Origin of the sequence: Chitinophaga sp., from assembly GCF_035538455.1 — a bacterium.
Classification (GTDB): Bacteria; Bacteroidota; Bacteroidia; order Chitinophagales; family Chitinophagaceae; genus Chitinophaga.
In genome coordinates this window covers 1-19,283 of record NZ_DATLKJ010000032.1, presented here as the reverse complement: position 1 = coordinate 19,283, position 19,283 = coordinate 1, and the positions used below count along the sequence as shown (strand labels likewise).

Genomic DNA, 19,283 nt, shown 5'->3' with positions numbered 1-19,283 from the left:
TTGTATAATTTCAATGGCCGGGTTGAAGCCAGGAATGCGCCCAGTAATGAATCAGTGGTTGTGTTGCGGTTCGTTTCGGCATGGCCCTTATTTCCCGGTAGTTGTAAACGAAAACGTCATTCACCGGGATCAGCCGCTGGCTGGAATTGTTGTGTAGTTGAAATGAGTCTTTCATCCGGTACGGACCTGAATACTGAGGAGTTTTATAATTGTCCCGCAGACCACTGTTGTATAAATCAACAATATCTTTTGCGAGAGATAACAGATATGCCTCCCCGGTTACGGCAGCAAAGCATTCAGATGCCAGCGTATCGTTAAAGGGGTCTGTTACCAGAAATCCTTCAGGCGCTGCACTACCCAGCTGTTCAAATGCGTCTGCATCGAGCAGCTCAATGTCCCAGTCCATGTAATACCCACCGAAATGATGTATAATAAGATACCTGGCAATATCCGATGCTTCGCCGTGATTCCTTGCATGGAGCAAGGCGGGTAAAGCAAAGGGGAAGTGCTCTGCGATGAAGCTGTTGATGGTGTTGTCATTCCAGATCCGGATACTGAACTCACGGCCGGCAAGTATATGCCATGACCGCAGACAATGCGCTACCAGTCTGGTTTGCCTCGGGCCTACTATCTGATGAATGATCTTTTCTACCATGTTGTGTATACATACTGCGTAGCGTCAGAGAATACCGGCCGGCTCCGGATGGAAGGTTTTACGGCTACGATTGATCTTTTCAAACCTTTCCCGGGCTTCGTTAAACAAACGCTGAACAAGATCCTTCTGGTCATTATGCGCCGGAGTGACATCCGAATACCCGAAATCCTTTTGCATGGACACCGCCGGCCACAGCACCATTTTATTGGTGATCATACCAGACAAACACAGGTCAGCAATGATTGTGTCATCAAACTCTTTGTTCAATATCCGCTCGAAGAGGTCGCGGTAAATAATAACGAATTGAGTAGCCTGACAGGACGACACCCAATATCTGTTGGCAGATACTGGTACTGCATCCATGAAAGTACTGGGACCGCCTGAAAGATAGTCAGCACCCTGTGCATTAGCCTCCAGTAAATTACGGAAAAGATAGTCCCTCGAATATTCTGGTGTAAACGTATGATCATCCTCACAAATAATGATGACGTCATCTTCATTGTCAACCGCCATCTGAATTACTTTCCTGATGCTCATCCACAGTCCCACTGCCCCGACGGGATGTTTGCATGCTTCCACAATCGTCACATCAAATTCCGGTCTGTTTTCAAACTGCAGCTTTATATGCTCCAGGCGTTCTGTTCTTTCCGGCAGGTTGATGACGTAAGTGGGTAGCGAAAGATCTTCATACGCCTCGTTGTCTTCCGCTACCAGCGGAAGTGTATTGTAATGTTCTTTAATCTTGCTGTACATTTCCAGCCTTGCTATCGTAGCGGCAAACAGTGATTCCACACTGCGTACGCCATCGTTTGCCGCTGTTACGTCCGAATAACCGAAATCTTTCTGAACGGAAATAAAGGGGTATATAAAAAATGTTTTATCGGTAAGGGAACAGAGTTTATAGTCTGCCGAATCCCTGTTACTAAAATCTGTCCCAAGTATTTTGCTGAACAGGCTTTTGTAGATAATGACGAATTGCGTACCGGAAAACTTATTGGTCCAGTTCAGATGGCCGGTAACAGGCAACATATCCTGATACCAGCTGACGCCGCCGCATATGACTTCTGCGCCCAACTGGTTTCCCTCCTGTATGGCCTCTTGTAGCAGGCTTTCGTTATATGAACCGGTAAAAAGATGATCATCTTCGCAGATCAGTATTTTCTCCTCTCCTGTTTCAACGGCCTGTTTCACAATTTTCTTTATACTTTCCCACAGCCCAATAGCACCTGTACTGTTCTCCACAGCTTCGATCACCTGAATGTCGAACTCATACCTGTCATTGAACTCGTTCAGGATATGAACTTTACGGTCAAACCTGTTGCGCAGGTTGATGATAAAAGTGGTGAGCAATTTTCTTTCCATCATATAGTATTAGTTACTGAAGAAGTCTATAACAGCTCTATTGAAACGCTTCGGATCTTCCCTGGGCATATCATGACTGGCGCCTTTAAAGATAAGCAGGCGGCTACCGGGTATGTTATCAGATATAAGTCTGGTGTGCGCTTCTTTGATCACATCGTTTTCACCGGCCATTATCAGCGCCGGGCATTTAATCATTTTCAATGCCTGTGGATTAATATCCGGCTGGGTAAGGAGACTTTTTTTAACGCGTAATTCAAAGTTGTTGCTTTTGGCGCCTGCCTGTTCCATTTCTTTGATCTGGTTGCGTATGGTGTCATTGACCCAGTCGTACACGGATGATTTATCATTATACAGATTGGCTCCCATAACGGCCAGTTTCTTTATTTTGTCAGGATGCTTCATAGCTAGTATCAGCCCCGTATTTCCGCCATCACTCCATCCCAGCACATTTACGTTATCGAGTTTCAATGCGTCCAGGAGTTTGTACATATCGTCAGCATACAGTACATAGGTCAGCAGGGTTCCGTCTTCCGTTGACTTGCCGTGCCCCCTGGTATCTACTGCTATTATTTTGAAATGTTCTGACAGGTCGCCAATCTGTTGATCAAACGACTGTATGGATTCCAGTGCGCCGTGTAGTAACAGGAGTGGTTCTCCCTTTCCATATGTTTCGTAATAGATCTTTATTCCGTTTATATCCGCATAATGCCCTGTGCTGTTGTTATTACCAAATCCTGACGTCTCTGTATCCGCGGCGTTGATGAGGAGCGACAGACTTCCGCTATGCGCCTTCTGATTAGTGGTAGCAATGTTCACCGTTTTCGGTGTGTTGACAAATTTCCAGGAAGAGATGTCTTTGTTTTCAAAGTCTGCATTTATCAGCGGGATTTCTGTCTGAATACCTTTGTCATTTATTGTCAACTTTATATCATCATAGAAAAAACCGGCTTTTCCTGAATAAAGAGCGCCGACAGCAAGTTTCTCCGCACGCTTGTCAATCTTTCCGCTCAATACAAGCTTGTTCCATTCACCGGGTTTAAATGATTCCATATCAAGTTTCCCCACCAGATTATTCAGCTGTTTGCCATTTCCCATACTTATTGCGATGAGCGACGAGCCGGAGTTACGATCGCCACGATCCGCGAACAGCCAGCACTCCAACGTGAAGGGCTTACCCTGGTAGGCGGAAACGTCCACCATCTGGAAGAAGTTGCCTGGAATGTTATTCTGCGATTTCGCAGGAATTAAAACGAGCATACATAAAAAGGAGATGGTCAGAAAAATGATTGTTCTCATAGTCTGTTAACATTGCTTATAAGCTTAGCAGCGGAATGGATTGCAAATCAGCATGCACTATAACGTGGTATGCTTAATGGTACAAGCCTATTAGATAACTGCCAGCCGGGTTAGGATAATACCGGAGAACGCTCCGGCGCATTTATCTTTTAATAATAAACAATATTATTATCCACGCCAAAAAAAAGCTATGCGGGTGTCCCCTGAGGTATTACAGAAAGAAAGCATTACTCCACTTTATACTATTCTTATCCAGATAAGAGAGTAATGTAAGGTTCACTCCTACAAGTCCGTCGAGCAGGCCATGTCTGTTCTGGTAATGTGCCTCCCTCCTTGACTCCTCTCCAAGCATGGAGACTGTTCTTTGCATCCAATGCGCTGCACCTGCCGCATACTGATCCCGCCCGGACTCTTCCTGCAATACTTTGTAGAATACCGAGAGGCCAGCTGCGCCGTGACAAAAGTACGGATCACTTATCCATGTTGAGGTGTCATCTTCTCTGCGCAATGTATTTATTCCAATTTCGTCTGCAATCCTTATCAGTTCCATGTTTTCCAGTACTGGTGCTGCCCGGTAAAACAGCAGAGCAGGCCCCAGGTCGCCATAGCACCAGCCCAGGCGCACTCTTTCTTCAATATAGTTGTCTCTGGGAACAATCTTGGCAGGAAAAAAGGAATAGTCGCCCGCTACGCTGTCACGATTCCTCCTGTAATATAATAAAAGACGGATACCTGCTGCTACTGTGCTTTTTACAAGATCCCTGCACTTTACCAACGGGAGCGCCTTCAGCAGAATCAGCAGCATTCCCGTGAGCCCGTGGGATAAGCTCAGGTTTATTACGCCGCTGTCCTTCTCTTCGCTCTCAAGAATATTTTCGAACCAGATGCCATGCTCTGTCACTTTTGCGTTGTTACATATTTCTTCCACCAGCATGTCAAGGTACGGATGCGGTTGGCGATTGGCAAGGTAGTATATGACACCGAAAGTTCCGTGCAGGCAATCGATATTGTTCACTTTGATCTGCTGTCTGGCTGTATTGAATAAAAATTCATTGATACTTTCAAATTCATCCTCTTCAATCTCCAGCCCCAGTGCTATATTCAGGGCATTCATCACAAATGCGAAACCAGCGGCCCCACCTCCGTAATGCGCACCGAGAAGATTATTGCTGTCGCTGTTGAATCTGTCAATTACTCCTTCCAGTAACAAAGCAGCCGCTTCGCTGTCCTGCTCCCGGCCGAATGCCTGGTATAACACCCCATGATAATAAGCCAGTCCCAGATTTCCGCTGAAAAAACTGTCGTTTCCCGCAGGCGTTGACAAGATCTGCGCATGTATGTCCTGAAAAGTATTCTCAATTTTCTGATGCATAAAATATAAGCATGTTACTTTGTGTAATAACGTGAACGTGCATGCAAATAAGTTTTCTACTATTGTTCCTGTCTTACAGTGTTCTTACCGGGTAGGAGATCCGCCACATTATTCATGACTAATGTGGCAGATACATACAGTTACTTAATTACAGGGCCGGCGGCGGCGGGGGTGGCGGGGGCGGTACTGTGTTAGTGCAGATACAGGTGTAAGTAGCGTTGGCTGTACAGGTGTCGGCACAAGTCCAGCCACCTTTTGAACAACGAAAGATACTTGTAAACGCCTGCTCACCACCACCAAGGATGTCTTGCTGTGTCTGGGCATTTAATTGGGCAATTGACGTTTTGTTTAAGGTTAACCTTCTTTTTTTCATTTTGGTTAAGGGTTTTACGGTGATAAATAAAGTAACATCCCTATAAAAATATACTTTTGAATCCCATAAAAACATCACTATGCCGATAAGGCAATTACCCCCTTTAAAAACATCCCTTACATACACGTGGCATTAATTCAACAAAACTATTTGTGCCTGACGGCTTTAAATACTATTCGTTACTGTCATCCTCCATCCGCTGATGCGGCCAGTTTTCATGTAGAAAATCCGGCTCTCTTTATCAAGTGAGTCACATGAAATTTTCAAGTCGTTAAAAAATGGGGCGATGCCCCTTTTTATCGGAAATCCGCCACACCATTCACCGCATGTGGCGGATACTTCCGGATTACTTAAATGCTGACAGGAATAGACCCACTACCTGGATTGTTAGTGCAGATACAAGTGTAAGTAGCGTTGGCTGTACAGGTATCAGCGCAAGTCCATCCACCTTTTGAACAACGGAAGATGCTGGTGAATTCAGCTTCACCGCCCAGGACGTGTTGCAGTGCCTGATCATTTAATTTAGCAATCGACGTTCTGTTCAATGTTAACTTTTTCTTTTTCATTTTGATGAAGGGTTTATTGGTGATAAATAAAGTAACATCAAAACAAAAAAAATTATTTTTTGAATCCTGTAAAAGAAATATAGTGATGTTGATAAGATGTTTAATGACTTAAAAAAATATATTTCTACGAGGATATAATCTATGCACGACATTAAATACAGGATAAATCTTTACACCTAAAGGCTTTAAAGAATCCCTTCTGATGCTTCATTTATTTTTAATGCCAGGAACCTCCATGAAAATAAAGTTTGATATCCTTATCAAGCAACTTAAATTAAGTTTTCAAGCCATCAAAATACAGTTCAATAAAACGGGTGGATGTACCGATATAGATTTTCTGCGGTTCCGGCATTTCACCGGTCCAGGTGAAATGACCGTTGGTGACGCGCACAGAATCTGTTGGTTTTACATTCGGTCTAACTAAAGTACAATAAATTTCAATTATTGTATCCGGGAAAAGATCTTCATCAGCGCAAACGGACTCCCACACATTCCGCACTTCTGAAAGCTAATCCCATAGCTACTTTCAGGAATACGCCGTTCAAATTGTTATCAGGAAGTTAATGAAATTAGTCCGTTATGATTGATTACTATCAACGTTCCTGTTGATGTCAGTCATTGATTAACCAGCAGATTTTATTGAATATTTGTATCAAAGGAACAAAGATGTACAACTCATTCACATATCTCCAGCTACAGAAGATGTTTTGCTCTGGGTTCTCATTTATGCCTATAGATGCGCTGGAGTTATATGACAGGTTCATTTATAAAAGCTACGCGGCAAATGCCAACATCCAGACGGTGCTTGACAGATATGCCCGGGAGAATGACCTTGCAGGTGTACACGCCAGTGTGTTGTTATTAAAGATGCGGCAGAAAGATATTCCGGTTGCTGCTGCCCTGCTGGGCCACCTGAAATATGCCGTAGAGCAATTCCGGAACCGCGCAGGCTTATTGCTCAGATGCCCGGAAGAATACCGGAGGCTGCTGGTAGCCATGGAAGAATACAGAGAGATGTTGGACGTATACCAGGAAGACGTACAGCTCTATATTACAGCACGCCTTTCCGCCGCTGAAAGCCGGGAGGGCGAGATATTTGAAGAGCCCACAGCCGGGAATATCCATCAGCTGCAGGTAGTGGCCAGGGAATTCCTTCTCCGCACCGAAGAGTTTCTGGATATAGTGCAACGTTCTACCAGTGAAGTGCTGCCTTCGCGTAAGCCCATGCTGATGCCGGAGGAAAGAAACACCATCCTGGAGATCATCAAATCCGTGGTAATATTCAAAGGATTGCAGGGCAGCTCCATTTACATCCTGGAGCAATGGAGGGAACAGGCCATATACATCAACAAACTACAAAAACTGAACTAATTTTGCTTGCTTCATAATTATAAGGACTACTTACTAATTTCAACAGACAGCTAACAAACAACAAAACGCCCCCGCTATCAGCGGGGGGCGTTTCCATATTAAACCACTCTCCAATCATTATTCTTCTGTCTCTTCCGGCAACCTGAACTCCTGCTTTTCATCAGGGAATCCGGTGGCATTCAGCTCTTCCAGGGTCCGGTTGTCTGTACCGGTAGTTATCAGCCATAATCTCCCGGCCTTGCGCAGGATCTGCGCATGCAGGCCAAACAGGTGGCTGAAATCGTGCTCCACGGCCGCGGCTGTACGGTAGTAGCTGACGTCCATCCAGCCAAAGCTGTGCATCATCCTTATTTTCTCTATAGGTGCATTGGAAGGCAATTTCTCATTCGCAGGAGAGCATTTACCCTCTTCATGCGGCTTCCTGAAAAACTCAAGTTTCAGATTGGGATAGAGTGAATGAAACCTATCCTCTATATCCGCTACAATAGCTTCTTCACTGATATATATTTTCATAACTATAGTTTTTTCTTACCACAATATTATCCTTGTTTTAGCTGCCATGAAATGAGGACTGTCAGGTGCGGACTTGACTGTGGTCATAAACCTGCTGGCTATTCTTAGTGAAATTAACAGTACAATTCATTATTTATGGAACTGTTTAATACCAGCCAGAACGACCAGGATCCGCCGCTCACCGCGCCGGTACATGAGGAAAAGAAATTCCTTGACGGGCCAAGATCGAGAGCAAAAGAGTTCTCTTTCTCCTTTAAAATACTGATTGAATTTATACGGGGTTTCAGGGTATTTCACTTTGCAGGTCCGTGTATAGCGGTCTTCGGATCTGCCAGGGTAAAGCCGGGATCAACCTATTATGAGATGGCGCGGAAAATGGGAGCAGGTATCGCCAACATAGGTTTCACGGTTATGACAGGCGGCGGACCTGGTATCATGGAAGCGGCCAATAGGGGCGCCAAAGAAGCACATGGAAGGTCTGTGGGATGCAATATCAGGCTGCCTAAAGAGCAGGCCCCTAATGAATGGATGGACAGGCATTTCAACTGCCGTTATTTCTTTGTCAGGAAGGTGCTGATGTTTAAATACTCCTACGGTTTTGTGATCATGCCGGGGGGAATTGGTACCCTGGATGAATTTTCGGAAGCCCTTACTTTGATTCAGACACATAAAATTCTTAACTTTCCGGTAGTTTTGATGAGTAAGGGTTATTGGGAACCACTCATGCCCCTCTTTCACAAAATGATAGATGCTTACATGCTTGAACCGGAGATAATGAAGTATATTCTGCTGACAGATTCTGTGGACGAGGCCCTGGACCACCTGCAAAAATTTGCGGTGGCCAAATACCAGGTGAAGCATCATCAGGCATTCCAGCCTATCCCGTTACTGGGAGAACCGGGGCCGCAATAAAAGCAGAACAGAACAAGCCTATGAGTGTTTCCATTAAAGACCTGGACATCCATTTTCAACTCAGTGTTTTCGCGGCCATTATGGAACGTATCCCTGGCCTCGTTGCTGTAAGAGAGCTGGAATCCGGCAGGTTAATGTATATTAACGACACCGGTATTACTATGCTGGGTACTGACGACTACCCTTCCCTTGAGCTGCTGATGGAGCAAAATGTCCTCGGCAAAGGTACTGCCGTGAAGACAACCATTACTTCCTCCCCACGGGAAGGCCGTTGGCAAAATATAAAAGAAGAACCCTTCACAGGTATCTATGAGGAAATACTACTGAAACACCATCATAAAAGCTACTGCTTCTTCCGCATTACCGACATAATGTCGGACCGCCAGTACCATCAACAGCTGAACAGGGAGCTGCAAAGATTCGGCGCCTTGTTCGACTATGCCAGCATTGGAATACTGGTTACAAACCAGCGGGGCGAGATCATCATGATTAATGATTTTGCCCTCACCCAGTTTGGATATACCAGGGAAGAACTGTTGGGTAAAAAAGTGGAAATACTGATCCCGCAACGGGTACACCCCCGCCATGAAAAACATCGCCAACGATATAATCAGCATCCGCAGAGCAGGCCCATGGGTATCGGGCTGGATCTTTTCGGTGTAGGGAAGGATGGAACCGAATTTCCTGTTGAAATAAGCCTCAGTCATTACTCTAATGAAGAGGGCAATTTCGTGATCGCTTACGTAAATAATATTACGGAAAGGAAAAAAGCTGAAGAAAGCATTGCAAAGCTAAATGATGAGCTGGAGGCAATGGTAGAAGAACGTACACTTCAGCTCAGAACCGCACTCGATGAACTTGAGCACTCAAAGGAAGAACTGATGACAGCCCTGGGCCGGGAAAAAGAACTTGGTGACCTTAAGTCCCGTTTCGTTTCCATGGCATCCCATGAATTCAGAACTCCGCTCAGCACAATCCTCTCTTCCGCCTTTCTCATCAAACACTACGGCGAAGAACAGGACCAGCCTGTGCGCAACAAACATATACAACGTATAGTTAACTGTGTTAGCCTGCTTACCGATACGCTGAATGATTTTCTTTCCGTGGGCAAGATTGAGGAAGGCAAAATACAGGTACGCAACTCTGAATTTGACGTAACTGAACTTCTGAGCACCATCATTCAGGAAATGCAGGGCCTCGTCAAAGAACACCAGGTAGTGGAATACCATCATAATGGCGCCCCGGTTATATCCCTCGATGCTTCCCTGCTGAAACATATTGTCATGAACCTGTTGGGTAACGCCATCAAGTTTTCCAAAGCCGACGGGCACATCACCATACATACTGCCGTTACTGCAGATGAATTCCTCTTTACCATCAAAGACAATGGTATCGGGATGTCGCATGACGACCAACAGCACCTCTTTGAGCGGTTTTACCGCGGCGCCAATGTCAGCAACATCCAGGGTACCGGTCTCGGGCTGCACATCGTACAGAAATATACTGAAATGATGAACGGCAGCATCTCCTGCGAAAGCAGGCTCAGTGAAGGTACCTCCTTTCATATTACTTTTCCCCAGGAAAATAAAAATCTCTGACCATGAAGACGATTCTACTCATCGAAGACAATGAAGAACTGCGTGAGAATACGACCGATATCCTGGCTATTGCCGGGTATAAAGTAATTACGGCCGACAATGGGAAAACAGGGGTGGAAATGATCCTGGAACATAAACCGGACCTCGTTATATGCGATATTATGATGCCGGTGCTCGATGGCTTTGGCGTGCTGCATCTTATGCAGCAACATGAAGGAGTAAAAGATACGCCTTTCATTTTCCTTACCGCCAAAACCGAACGCACTGACATCCGCAAAGGAATGGGGATGGGCGCCGATGATTATATCACCAAACCCTTCACAGGTACAGAACTGTGGGATGCCATCGCGAGCAGGCTGCGTAAAGCAGCTATCCGCAGACAGCATTTCCCACCGAATCTGCAGGGGTTGAACAAACTGATGTACGAAGCAACCGGTAAAGAATCCCTTAAAGCACTGGCAGAAGGAAGGGATATTGATAAATACAAAAAGAAGCAGGTCATTTATAATGAAGGGAACCGCCCTACCCGCCTGTTCTATATACAGAAAGGCAAGGTGAAAGCTTACAAGAGCAACGATTTTGGCAAAGAGCTGGTCATTGATCTTTACAATGAAGGCGATTTCTTCGGATACACTGCCCTGCTGGAAGGTACCTCGTACAAAGAAACCGCTGCTGCCATGGAAGACAGCGAGATTGCCGTGGTCCCGCTGCGCGACTTCGAAGAGCTGCTCAACAACCACCACGAAGTAGCCGTTCAATTCATCCGCATGCTGGCAAAACACGTGACAGATAAGGAACAGCAACTACTGGGCCTGGCCTATAACTCCCTCCGCAAAAAAGTAGCGGAAGCGATTATCAGCCTGCACAAAAAATACAACCAGCAAAAGGCGCCTCCATTCACTATTGATGTCAGCAGGGAAAACCTTGCGACTATCGCAGGTACTGCCACCGAATCTCTTATCCGCACACTCAGTGATTTCAGAGACGAAAAGCTGATTGATATAAAAGGTAGTATCGTGGTGATCCTGGATGAAAAGAAACTCGCTAACATGTTGGGCTAAATATCCGGACACTTTTTATTCAGATAATTACTGAAATCCATACTTAGCGTATTGAATGCTTCGCGGGTAAGCATCATGCGGATCTGCATGCCTTGCTGGAGTCTATTGACAGCTTCCAACTGCGACAGAGAAACTGAGTGTGTCATCATCGTCCTCAGCTCCTTCACTTCATGCTTTAGCATACCAATCTGTTCATCCTGCCGGAGAAACCGGTTCTGAAAGGCTTCCAGGTATTCCAATTCTTTCCGCTGCAAGCTGCTGGATAAAATGTCGGCCAGCTTCGTTTTAAACCGGATGTTATTATCTTCCATATCTTTCAGCACCAATCGCCAGCTTTCATTCTCTGCCAACAGCCTGTTTAGTTCATCTTGCATCGTCTTTACTTTAATGTAGTGTTTCCCGGGCCAATTTAACCCGATATTATTATATGCAATATGACCATCGTCAGGTTGCAGCCTGACGGTTCTCATATCGCGGATTATTTGTTGTGTGCCACAAACAGCGGGATGACCACGTTATCCATCAGCACATCTGCCATACTCTCGCGGAACCAGCGGGATACATTGCCGCGCCGGTAAGCGCCCAACACTGCCAGGGTACCACTGGGCTGCCGCTTCAGATATGCAGTGATACTTTCTTCCGCGTTTCCCTCCATCACTTTGTAGGTGGCCTGCGGAAAATGTCTCTTTACAAAGTCCTTCACCTGCTTCCTGTTTTCCAGATGTGTACCTGTACCGTTTTCATTGACAGATAATACCACCGTGGGAAGATCTTTGAAAGAAGAGAGCAGGTAGTTGTACATCTTGATAGCATATACCGAAGAAGGTTCTCCATCATACAGCAACACCACATTTTCTATTTCGGTGTGAACGGGTGGAAAGATGGGATCATGCGGTACCAGCAGGACCGGGCATTGCACGTCCGTCAATACGTCCTTCACAAAGCGTGTTGGCGGCGGCGTTTCACTGCGTACAAATGTTTCCTGTACATCCAGTATCATGAGGTCCGCATAAATGCTTTCTTCCAGTACCGACAATATGGAAATGTTTTTATCCTGGCGGATATTATAAGAAATACCGGATTTCTGGCAGGCAGCTTCAAACCTTGCAGCGGATGCGCCTCTCGCCTCCCGGTCAATGTCCTCCAGTATTTTTATGGTCACCTTACCGGCCCCCGATTTAAACAGATGATACAGACTGAAACTGTTGTAGGTAGGGTCCTCCGGGAAAACGCCCGTCAGATGTGCCTGTTGTTGCTTTGCCAGTAACACCGCGTAATGAAGTGTGCTCTCTGAAAACCTGAGTCCGTCGAAAATAGCAGTTATCCTTTGCATAATATCCGTTTTGAAACAAAGCTACAGCGAACGTGAAAGGTGGTCAATGATAAGGATCAGGCAGCGATAATGATACTTGTCATATTGTGCTACCGGGATGCATGACTGCGGTCGGGCTGATGGCTTCCATCAGAAAATTACTGTAAATTGAAAGATGGAAAAGACAATCTATATAGGACTGATCAGAGAGGAAAAATATCCGCATGACAACCGAGTGGCTTTCACCCCTAAACAATGTCAGTGGATCATGCAGCATTACCCGCAGGTGCAGGTAGTGGTGCAGCCTTCTCCCCATCGTTGTTTCCGGGATGAAGAATACCAGAAGAACGGCATTCCTTTACAGGAAGATCTCACACAATGCCACCTGCTGCTGGGTATCAAAGAAGTACCGGTAGCGTTCCTGATCCCCGGTAAAACCTACCTGTTTTTCAGCCATACCAAAAAGAAGCAGCCGCATAACCGCCATATGCTGCGCACCATCATAGACAAAGACATCACCCTGATCGATTACGAGTGCCTTGTACATCCTGACGGCCAGCGCATCCTGGGCTTTGGTTTCTTCGCAGGCGTGGTGGGTGCGCACAACGGATTGATGGCCCTGGGAAAGAAAACAGGCGATTTCTCTTTCAAACCGGTACATACCTGTCATGATTTCCAGGAACTGATCACACATTATTTCGGTGTAAAGCTCCCTCCTATGAAGATTGTGGTAACCGGCTCCGGCCGCGTGGCGGCCGGCGTGCTGGAGATCATGGGCCTCCTGGGCATCAAATACCTGCCGCCGGAAGAATACCTCGTAAACCAGTATGCATACCCGGTGTATACACAACTGAAAGCCGGAGAGCTGTATTTGCGAAAGCATGACAAAACTTACAGCAGGAGCGATTTCCATGCCCATCCGGAGAACTATGAATGCAGGTTCCTCCCCTATGTGACCGTTAGCGATGTACTCATGAACGGCATCTACTGGGATCATAACATACCTGCGCTCTTCAGCCGGGAAGACCTTCGCAAGGACAATTTCCGCATACAGGTGATTGCCGATATTACAGACGATACCCACGGTTCTGTACCGTGCAACCTTGGTGACAGCACCATTGAAGATCCCGTGTATGGTGTAATAAAAGATACCATGGAGAGAACAGTGCCTTATCAGCCCGGTACCGTAGACATGATGTGTGTCAGCAACCTGCCCAATGAACTACCCCGCGATGCATCGCAGTATTTCGGCGATCAGCTGATGAAATATGTTTTTGACGAGCTGCTGAAGCCGGAGAGCGAGATGATCAGTAACGCCACTATAGCGGCCAACAGCGCGCTCACTGAAAGGTTTTCCTATCTGGAAGACTATGTGAAAGGGGATCAGAGATAGAGGTAATAAGGCTGAAGAAGACGGGTGAACGGCGGCGTATATACGTTGTTTTCGTCATAGATGGCCAGCTCTGTGGCATGAGGTTCTGTGAACGTTTTGCTGAAGATGCCTACCGCCCGGAAGAATCCATGTTTAACGCTTTGCTTTACATATAATATTTCCTGCGGGTAATAACCGGCTGCTGCCGCCAATGTTGTCAGCTCTCCGAAAAAAGGATATGGCAGCAGGATGGAAAACATGCCATCCTCTTTCAATTGCCGGTCTACAGCGGCTATCAGCTCTTTGTAGCCGAGTGTGGTAGCGTGCATGGCCTGGTCTTTCTGTGCATGGCCACTCTTCAGCGAGGCTTCATAAAACGGGGGATTGCTGATAATAAAATCATACTTCCGGTCTGCCGGCAGCTGACGTACATCCGCTTCCGTTAGCACCAGACGGTGCGCCCACGGCGATGCGGCGAAATTTTCTCTCGCCTGCCCTGCGGCTGACGGGTCCAGTTCAACAGCGGTGATATGTGCATCCATCTGTTGCGCCAGCATCAGGCTCAGCAGCCCGGTACCTGCGCCTATATCCAGTATAGCCGTTGCCGTTATATTGCGGTCAGCCAGGAAGGACGCCGTAAAAGCGCCCTGTACACAGGCGTCAGTACATACCTTCATCGCGCACTGCCCCTGGTTGACCGTAAATTGTTTGAATCTGAAATATGAATTCGCCATTGTTATTTGTCACTCATCACTATTGATAAATTGGGCATGCGCAGATGACGGTGCACTGATTCCGGGTGCGCCTCTCTGATCTCGCAATGCTGCAGCTGTGCGCCGCCCGTTGTTTTCACAGGCAGCGTTTGTGTATACAACACCTGCGGCACATTCCTGTTCACCGCCCAGCTGGCTGTTTTCGCAAAGCGGCTGTAAAACTTCACCAACAGCTGGTTCTTTCCCTGTCTGAAAGGCAGCAGCAGCAAGGATTGCTGTGTGCTTCCTCTCTCAGGATTATTCTGCACCAGTTGTTCTTCTCCATTAAAATATACAGCAATACCATCACCACTGGTGAACCCTACCAGGTAGTTGCCTGCTGCGGGCGCATCGATCTCCTGTAATGCATACCAGCCCAGCTCACGGTCGCCCTGCTGTTCGTGCAGTTCATCGTTCTTCAGGTCTGCGCGCAGGGTCCAGGATTTTTTTCCCCAGGGCTTTGCAGGGTCGATCTGCTGTATATCGCCATGAACGCCATCGATGCCTGTTCTGTATGTACCGGCATAATACATAGGTCCCCATTTCAATGCAGCGGCATTATTATTAAGCTGTTGTCCGGCGCCGTCATCCAGCTTCACATCCTGGCTGCCGCCGTTCATCTTCAGCTGTATGCTTCTGCCTTTCTCTGCATCGCTGTAGACAACGCGGAGTGTGGCCGGTTGCTTCGTAGTGAAAGTCCATGATTCGCCTACGAGGCTACGGTAGTAGCTTTCATAGTCCACACCGGAAAAGCTGTACAGCGGGGTGGCATTACCACGATGCAGTGCCGCAGGTGATTTCAGCAGATGAAGCGGCGTGATGCCGGCATCTCCTTTAAAGGACAGGGCCAGTACTTTTATGTCTTTGTCGCCCACTTCAAAACCGGCAGGCAGTTGTATGGTAGTGGCGCTGTTGCCGGTGCTTATTTTGCATGACAACTTCTTGTTACCGTCCAGCAGGGCGATGCCGGTTACTTTGCTATTCAGTCCGGGCAGGGTGATAACACCGTTGTCTGGTGTTTTCAGCAGGTGGAGGTAAAGCTTTCCGGGCTTTGTGGTCACTTCGCCCCATGCAAAGGTAGTATCGAAAGGATTGGCTTGTGCGCTGTAGATGGCTTCCCCATTGTGTTGCAGCCATGTGCCGTTTTGCAGCAGCACATCTTTTTCAAACTCCACTACCGATCCATCGCCACGCGGGCCGATATTCAGCAGGTAGTTACCACCACGGCTCACCACTTTAATGAGACCGAGCAGCTTCTCGTGCGCTTTGTCTGCGGCAGGTCCGTGCTGTTGCCAGGAGCGGTATCCCCAGGTTTCGTCATATACAGAAGCTGGTGTTTGCCAGGGTGAAGCTATTTTATAGTCAGGATACTGGTTGTCTCCCATCACACAAAAATCTCCCGCATCATTACCCAGGCGGCCGCTCACCATACATCCGGGTTGCAGCTTATGTACCACTTCTGCCAGCTCTTTGCTCTGCTGCGCTGTGAGCGATCCCATGTCAAACCATATTTCGGATACCGGACCATAATTGGTCATCAGCTCCGTCACCTGCTTCTTGTTGAAGGCATGATGCTCAGGTGTGATGGGATCACTGTTGCTGCTGGAGATAGGATATGCCTGCGGGAAATGCCAGTCGATCAGGGAGAAATACATCCCGAACTTCAGCCCGTGACGGTGGCAGGCTTCCGCCAGTTCCTTCAGCACATCGCGTTTGAATGGGGTGGCATCCACCACATTGTAATCAGTATATGCGCTGTGGAACATACAAAAACCATCGTGATGCTTGGAGGTCATTACTACTGATTTCATACCAGCTGCTTTTGCCAGCAGTACAATGGAATCGGCATTCCAGTGTTCAGGATTAAAGCGTCTGGCCACATCGCCGTATACATCGCTGTAGATGCCGGCGTGGGATTGTATCTGTTCACTGTACCCCCTGGTAACGGGTTTGCCTTCCCATACCCCACCCAGCGTGGAATAGATGGCGCCCCAATGGATAAACATGGAATACTTCTGGTTCTTCCATGCTGCGCGCGGATCTGCGTCCTGCGCTCTTCCTGTGCCGGCGGCCATTATCAGCCCCAGAGCCAAAACAAAAATCTTCTTCATAACTAATCAGGTAAAACTATTCTCCCCTAAGATGCAAAACAAATCAGGAGAATCAAAGCAATATGTGGCAAGATATTTAAAAGGCAGCCCTGGCGGTAGGTACGGCGTCCAGTGATACAAACTCGCCGGCCAGGTACTTGTAATAGGCTGTAATAGCAATCATTCCGGCATTGTCAGTACAATATTCAAACTTAGGAATGAACGTGCGCCAGTTGTGTTTCGCGCCATATTCTTCCAAAGCCTTACGCAGCCCACTGTTGGCGCTCACGCCACCGGCGATGGCAATATCGCGGACGCCTGTTTCCCGGGATGCTTTCACTACTTTGTTGAGCAGAATACTGACGATACGCTGTTGGATAGAAGCGCAGATATCAGGAAGGTTTTTGCTGATGAACGATGGGTCCTGTTGTTGATTTTCCTGGAGGAAATATAGGATAGCGGTTTTAAGTCCGCTGAAACTGAAGTTGAGTTCAGGTATTTTGGGCTCCGGAAAGCGGAACCTGTCCGGATTACCTTCTTTTGCATATTTGTCGATCAAAGGGCCACCGGGATAAGGCAGGCCCAGGATCTTGGCGCTTTTATCGAATGCTTCACCGGCTGCGTCATCCAGTGTTTCACCGATCACACGCATCTGCAGCGGGCTTTCACACAATACGATCTGTGTATGGCCGCCTGAAACGGTGAGGCATAAGAAGGGGAAACCGGGTTTAGGATCGTCGATGAAATTAGCCAGCACATGTGCCTGCATATGATGCACGCCTATCAGGGGGATATTCAGCGCCATTGCCATTGACTTGGCAAAGCAGCTGCCGACCAACAAAGAGCCGATAAGGCCTGGCGACTGTGTGAAAGCTATAGCGCTCAGATCTTCCTTCTTCACACCAGCGGTTTGCAGGGCAATGTCCACTACCGGCACAATATTCTCCTGGTGCGCACGGGATGCCAGCTCCGGCACTACGCCGCCATACTGTTCATGCACCAGCTGATTTGCAATCCGGTTGGATAATATCTTTCCGTCTACCAGTACCGCCGCTCCTGTATCGTCACAGGAAGATTCTATAGCTAATATTTTCACAGACATAAGCTGCAAAAATAAATAAAAAAGGCGGGAAAAACCCGCCTGTGTATATATCAGAACTATTGCCTACTTCTCTTCCCGGATACATTCTACGCGCACCACCTTTCCACTCATACATGTTGTCATCCGGTCTTTCAGCTCCGTATAATTCAGTTTTACGTGCTGTCCGTCCTTCAGTGTAAATCCCGGCTCTTTAAATTCCACGGGCTGCAGGCGGGAACCGTCTTTCAGTTCTATCATCATGCCACAGCCATCGAGGCCGCTCATGTCTTTTACAGTTCCTTCATAACGGCACTCAGCATGGCCTTTTTGCTGTGTTTTACAGGATACGGTGGTCAGTGCCGCTACAACCAGCACGATTAAATACTTCATGATAAGTCAGTTTGATATCTATAACGCACAGCCCGCAAAAAAGTTACGGCATCAATTACCACGTATAGCCACTACAGGGTCCAGCTTACTGGCGGAATAAGCAGGGATGAAACCTGCGAGTACGCCCACTACCGCTGAGATGGTGAGTCCGCGGATGATATTGGCCAGCGTCAGCACTACCTGGAAGGTGCTGGCTGCGTTGATGATCAGCGTAATGATATACACAAGTAAAAGCCCCAGTGTACCGCCCACCAGACAAAGGCATACCGCCTCCATCAGAAACTCCATCAGGATCACGCCACGACGTGCGCCGATGGCCTTCTTCAGACCAATGATACTGGTTCTCTCTTTTACCGTTACAAACATGATATTGGCAATACCGAATGCCCCTACAATCAATGCAAAGATGGCGATGAAACCACCGCCGAGATTGATGGCACTGAAGATGCCTTCGAGGTTTTTGCTGGCAGAGCTGATTTCATTGAGTGCGAAATCATCTTCTTCTCCGGGACGGAGGCGGTGCGCTGCACGCATTACGCCGCGGAGATCATCCTTCAGTTGATCGATAGGTACGTTGGCGCGGGCTTTCACCATAATATACGGGTCGGCAAACCGGCGCTCATCCACCAGGGTACGGGCATAACGATATGGCAGCAGCACGCTGTTGTCGAGGCTCAGGCCCCCTACCATACTTTCACCTTTTTTCTTGAGTGCTCCTACTACTCTGGTTTCATGGCCGGATACCTTCACTGTTTTGCCGATCGCCATTTCAGCAGAACCGAAAAGCCCGTCCCAGATATTAGCGCCAAGGATACATACATTAGTACCGCTGTTGCATTCATTATTGGCAAAGAAGCGGCCATTGAGAATCTGCAGCTGCTGTATCTGATCGAAGTCATTAGAGACAGCGGTCATGCTTACGCCTTCCATGTAATCATTGCCATACTCCACTTTCTTACCGCTGGATTCGAAATTGAAAGAAGAATAGGCGGCAGTCTTTACTTTATCTTCGATGATGCGGAAGTCTTTAAATTGCGGTTCCGGGCGGTTCATATATTTCCACCAGGGATAATCTCCCCCGCCGCCCCAGGGCCATTTCTGTACGTAAATAACATCGTTGCCCAGTTCATTGAGGTCCTTGCGGATGTTTCGTTCCAGGCTGTTGGTCAGGGTAAACACAGCAATGATGCAGAATATACCGATGGTA

General features: G+C 47.3%; 19 protein-coding genes. 5 read left to right on the top strand and 14 right to left on the bottom strand.

All coding sequences use genetic code 11. The annotated features are described in order from the left end of the window. Positions 1–10: 10 nt before the first annotated feature. From VM802_RS03230 to VM802_RS03205, 6 genes are all read right to left on the bottom strand, one after another. Entirely contained in the window at positions 11–655 is a 645-nt protein-coding gene (locus tag VM802_RS03230; RefSeq protein ID WP_325527918.1) for a glycosyltransferase family 32 protein, read from the bottom strand. 24 nt (positions 656–679) lie between these two features. Continuing rightward, a complete protein-coding gene (locus VM802_RS03225) occupies positions 680–2,020 on the bottom strand; it encodes a hypothetical protein (RefSeq protein WP_325527916.1) in 1,341 nt (446 codons plus the stop codon). A 6-nt stretch (positions 2,021–2,026) separates the two neighbouring features. Further along, positions 2,027–3,313 (bottom strand): alpha/beta fold hydrolase, encoded by a 1,287-nt coding sequence (locus VM802_RS03220; protein ID WP_325527914.1) that lies wholly within the window; start codon positions 3,311–3,313, stop codon positions 2,027–2,029. Between the two features lie 211 nt (positions 3,314–3,524). Further along, complete coding sequence (locus tag VM802_RS03215) at positions 3,525–4,685, bottom strand: lanthionine synthetase LanC family protein (RefSeq protein WP_325527911.1); 1,161 nt, start codon at positions 4,683–4,685, stop codon at positions 3,525–3,527. A 148-nt stretch (positions 4,686–4,833) separates the two neighbouring features. Next, positions 4,834–5,058, bottom strand: a complete 225-nt coding sequence (locus VM802_RS03210; protein ID WP_325527909.1) for a class I lanthipeptide — start codon at positions 5,056–5,058, stop codon at positions 4,834–4,836. 350 nt (positions 5,059–5,408) lie between these two features. Continuing rightward, the gene (locus VM802_RS03205) at positions 5,409–5,624 is read right to left on the bottom strand and encodes a class I lanthipeptide (protein WP_325527907.1); all 216 of its coding nucleotides are present in this window, start codon (positions 5,622–5,624) and stop codon (positions 5,409–5,411) included. Between the two features lie 666 nt (positions 5,625–6,290). Here VM802_RS03205 and VM802_RS03200 point away from each other — a divergent pair. Then, complete coding sequence (locus VM802_RS03200) at positions 6,291–6,995, top strand: hypothetical protein (RefSeq protein WP_325527905.1); 705 nt, start codon at positions 6,291–6,293, stop codon at positions 6,993–6,995. Positions 6,996–7,112: 117 nt separating this feature from the next. Here VM802_RS03200 and VM802_RS03195 read toward each other — a convergent pair whose 3' ends face one another. Next, positions 7,113–7,508: a hypothetical protein gene (locus tag VM802_RS03195; RefSeq protein WP_325527903.1), complete on the bottom strand. Its 396-nt coding sequence runs from the start codon at positions 7,506–7,508 to the stop codon at positions 7,113–7,115. 135 nt (positions 7,509–7,643) lie between these two features. On the opposite strand from VM802_RS03195, the gene VM802_RS03190 reads away from it, so the two are divergent. From VM802_RS03190 to VM802_RS03180, 3 genes are read left to right on the top strand one after another with little or no spacing between them, the layout of a single operon-like run. Continuing rightward, positions 7,644–8,420 (top strand): LOG family protein, encoded by a 777-nt coding sequence (locus tag VM802_RS03190; RefSeq protein WP_325527902.1) that lies wholly within the window; start codon positions 7,644–7,646, stop codon positions 8,418–8,420. Positions 8,421–8,440: 20 nt separating this feature from the next. After that, the gene (locus VM802_RS03185) at positions 8,441–10,018 is read left to right on the top strand and encodes a sensor histidine kinase (protein ID WP_325527900.1); all 1,578 of its coding nucleotides are present in this window, start codon (positions 8,441–8,443) and stop codon (positions 10,016–10,018) included. 2 nt (positions 10,019–10,020) lie between these two features. After that, complete coding sequence (locus VM802_RS03180; RefSeq protein ID WP_325527898.1) at positions 10,021–11,079, top strand: response regulator; 1,059 nt, start codon at positions 10,021–10,023, stop codon at positions 11,077–11,079. On the opposite strand, the gene VM802_RS03175 is transcribed toward VM802_RS03180, so the two are convergent. Together VM802_RS03175 and VM802_RS03170 are read right to left on the bottom strand one after the other, a co-directional pair. Further along, on the bottom strand, positions 11,076–11,549 hold the full coding sequence (locus VM802_RS03175; RefSeq protein ID WP_325527896.1) for a hypothetical protein: 474 nt from the start codon (positions 11,547–11,549) through the stop codon (positions 11,076–11,078). The genes VM802_RS03180 and VM802_RS03175 overlap by 4 nt on opposite strands. Positions 11,550–11,557: 8 nt before the next feature. Continuing rightward, positions 11,558–12,412, bottom strand: a complete 855-nt coding sequence (locus VM802_RS03170; protein WP_325527894.1) for a putative universal stress family protein — start codon at positions 12,410–12,412, stop codon at positions 11,558–11,560. Between the two features lie 154 nt (positions 12,413–12,566). On the opposite strand from VM802_RS03170, the gene VM802_RS03165 reads away from it, so the two are divergent. Continuing rightward, a complete protein-coding gene (locus VM802_RS03165) occupies positions 12,567–13,784 on the top strand; it encodes an NAD(P)-dependent oxidoreductase (protein ID WP_325527892.1) in 1,218 nt (405 codons plus the stop codon). Here VM802_RS03165 and VM802_RS03160 read toward each other — a convergent pair. The 5 genes from VM802_RS03160 to VM802_RS03140 form a co-directional block, all read right to left on the bottom strand. Continuing rightward, complete coding sequence (locus tag VM802_RS03160) at positions 13,775–14,497, bottom strand: tRNA1(Val) (adenine(37)-N6)-methyltransferase (RefSeq protein WP_325527890.1); 723 nt, start codon at positions 14,495–14,497, stop codon at positions 13,775–13,777. The genes VM802_RS03165 and VM802_RS03160 overlap by 10 nt on opposite strands. A gap of 2 nt (positions 14,498–14,499) precedes the next feature. After that, positions 14,500–16,626 (bottom strand): alpha-L-fucosidase, encoded by a 2,127-nt coding sequence (locus VM802_RS03155; protein WP_325527888.1) that lies wholly within the window; start codon positions 16,624–16,626, stop codon positions 14,500–14,502. A 76-nt stretch (positions 16,627–16,702) separates the two neighbouring features. Further along, on the bottom strand, positions 16,703–17,707 hold the full coding sequence (tsaD, locus tag VM802_RS03150; RefSeq protein WP_325527886.1) for a tRNA (adenosine(37)-N6)-threonylcarbamoyltransferase complex transferase subunit TsaD: 1,005 nt from the start codon (positions 17,705–17,707) through the stop codon (positions 16,703–16,705). A gap of 63 nt (positions 17,708–17,770) precedes the next feature. Next, positions 17,771–18,076 carry a hypothetical protein gene (locus tag VM802_RS03145; protein WP_325527884.1) on the bottom strand — a complete coding sequence of 102 codons (306 nt, stop codon included), beginning with the start codon at positions 18,074–18,076 and terminating at the stop codon, positions 17,771–17,773. A gap of 51 nt (positions 18,077–18,127) precedes the next feature. Next, the coding region (locus VM802_RS03140) for an ABC transporter permease (protein ID WP_325527882.1) at positions 18,128–19,283 on the bottom strand (1,156 nt) is incomplete at its 5' end.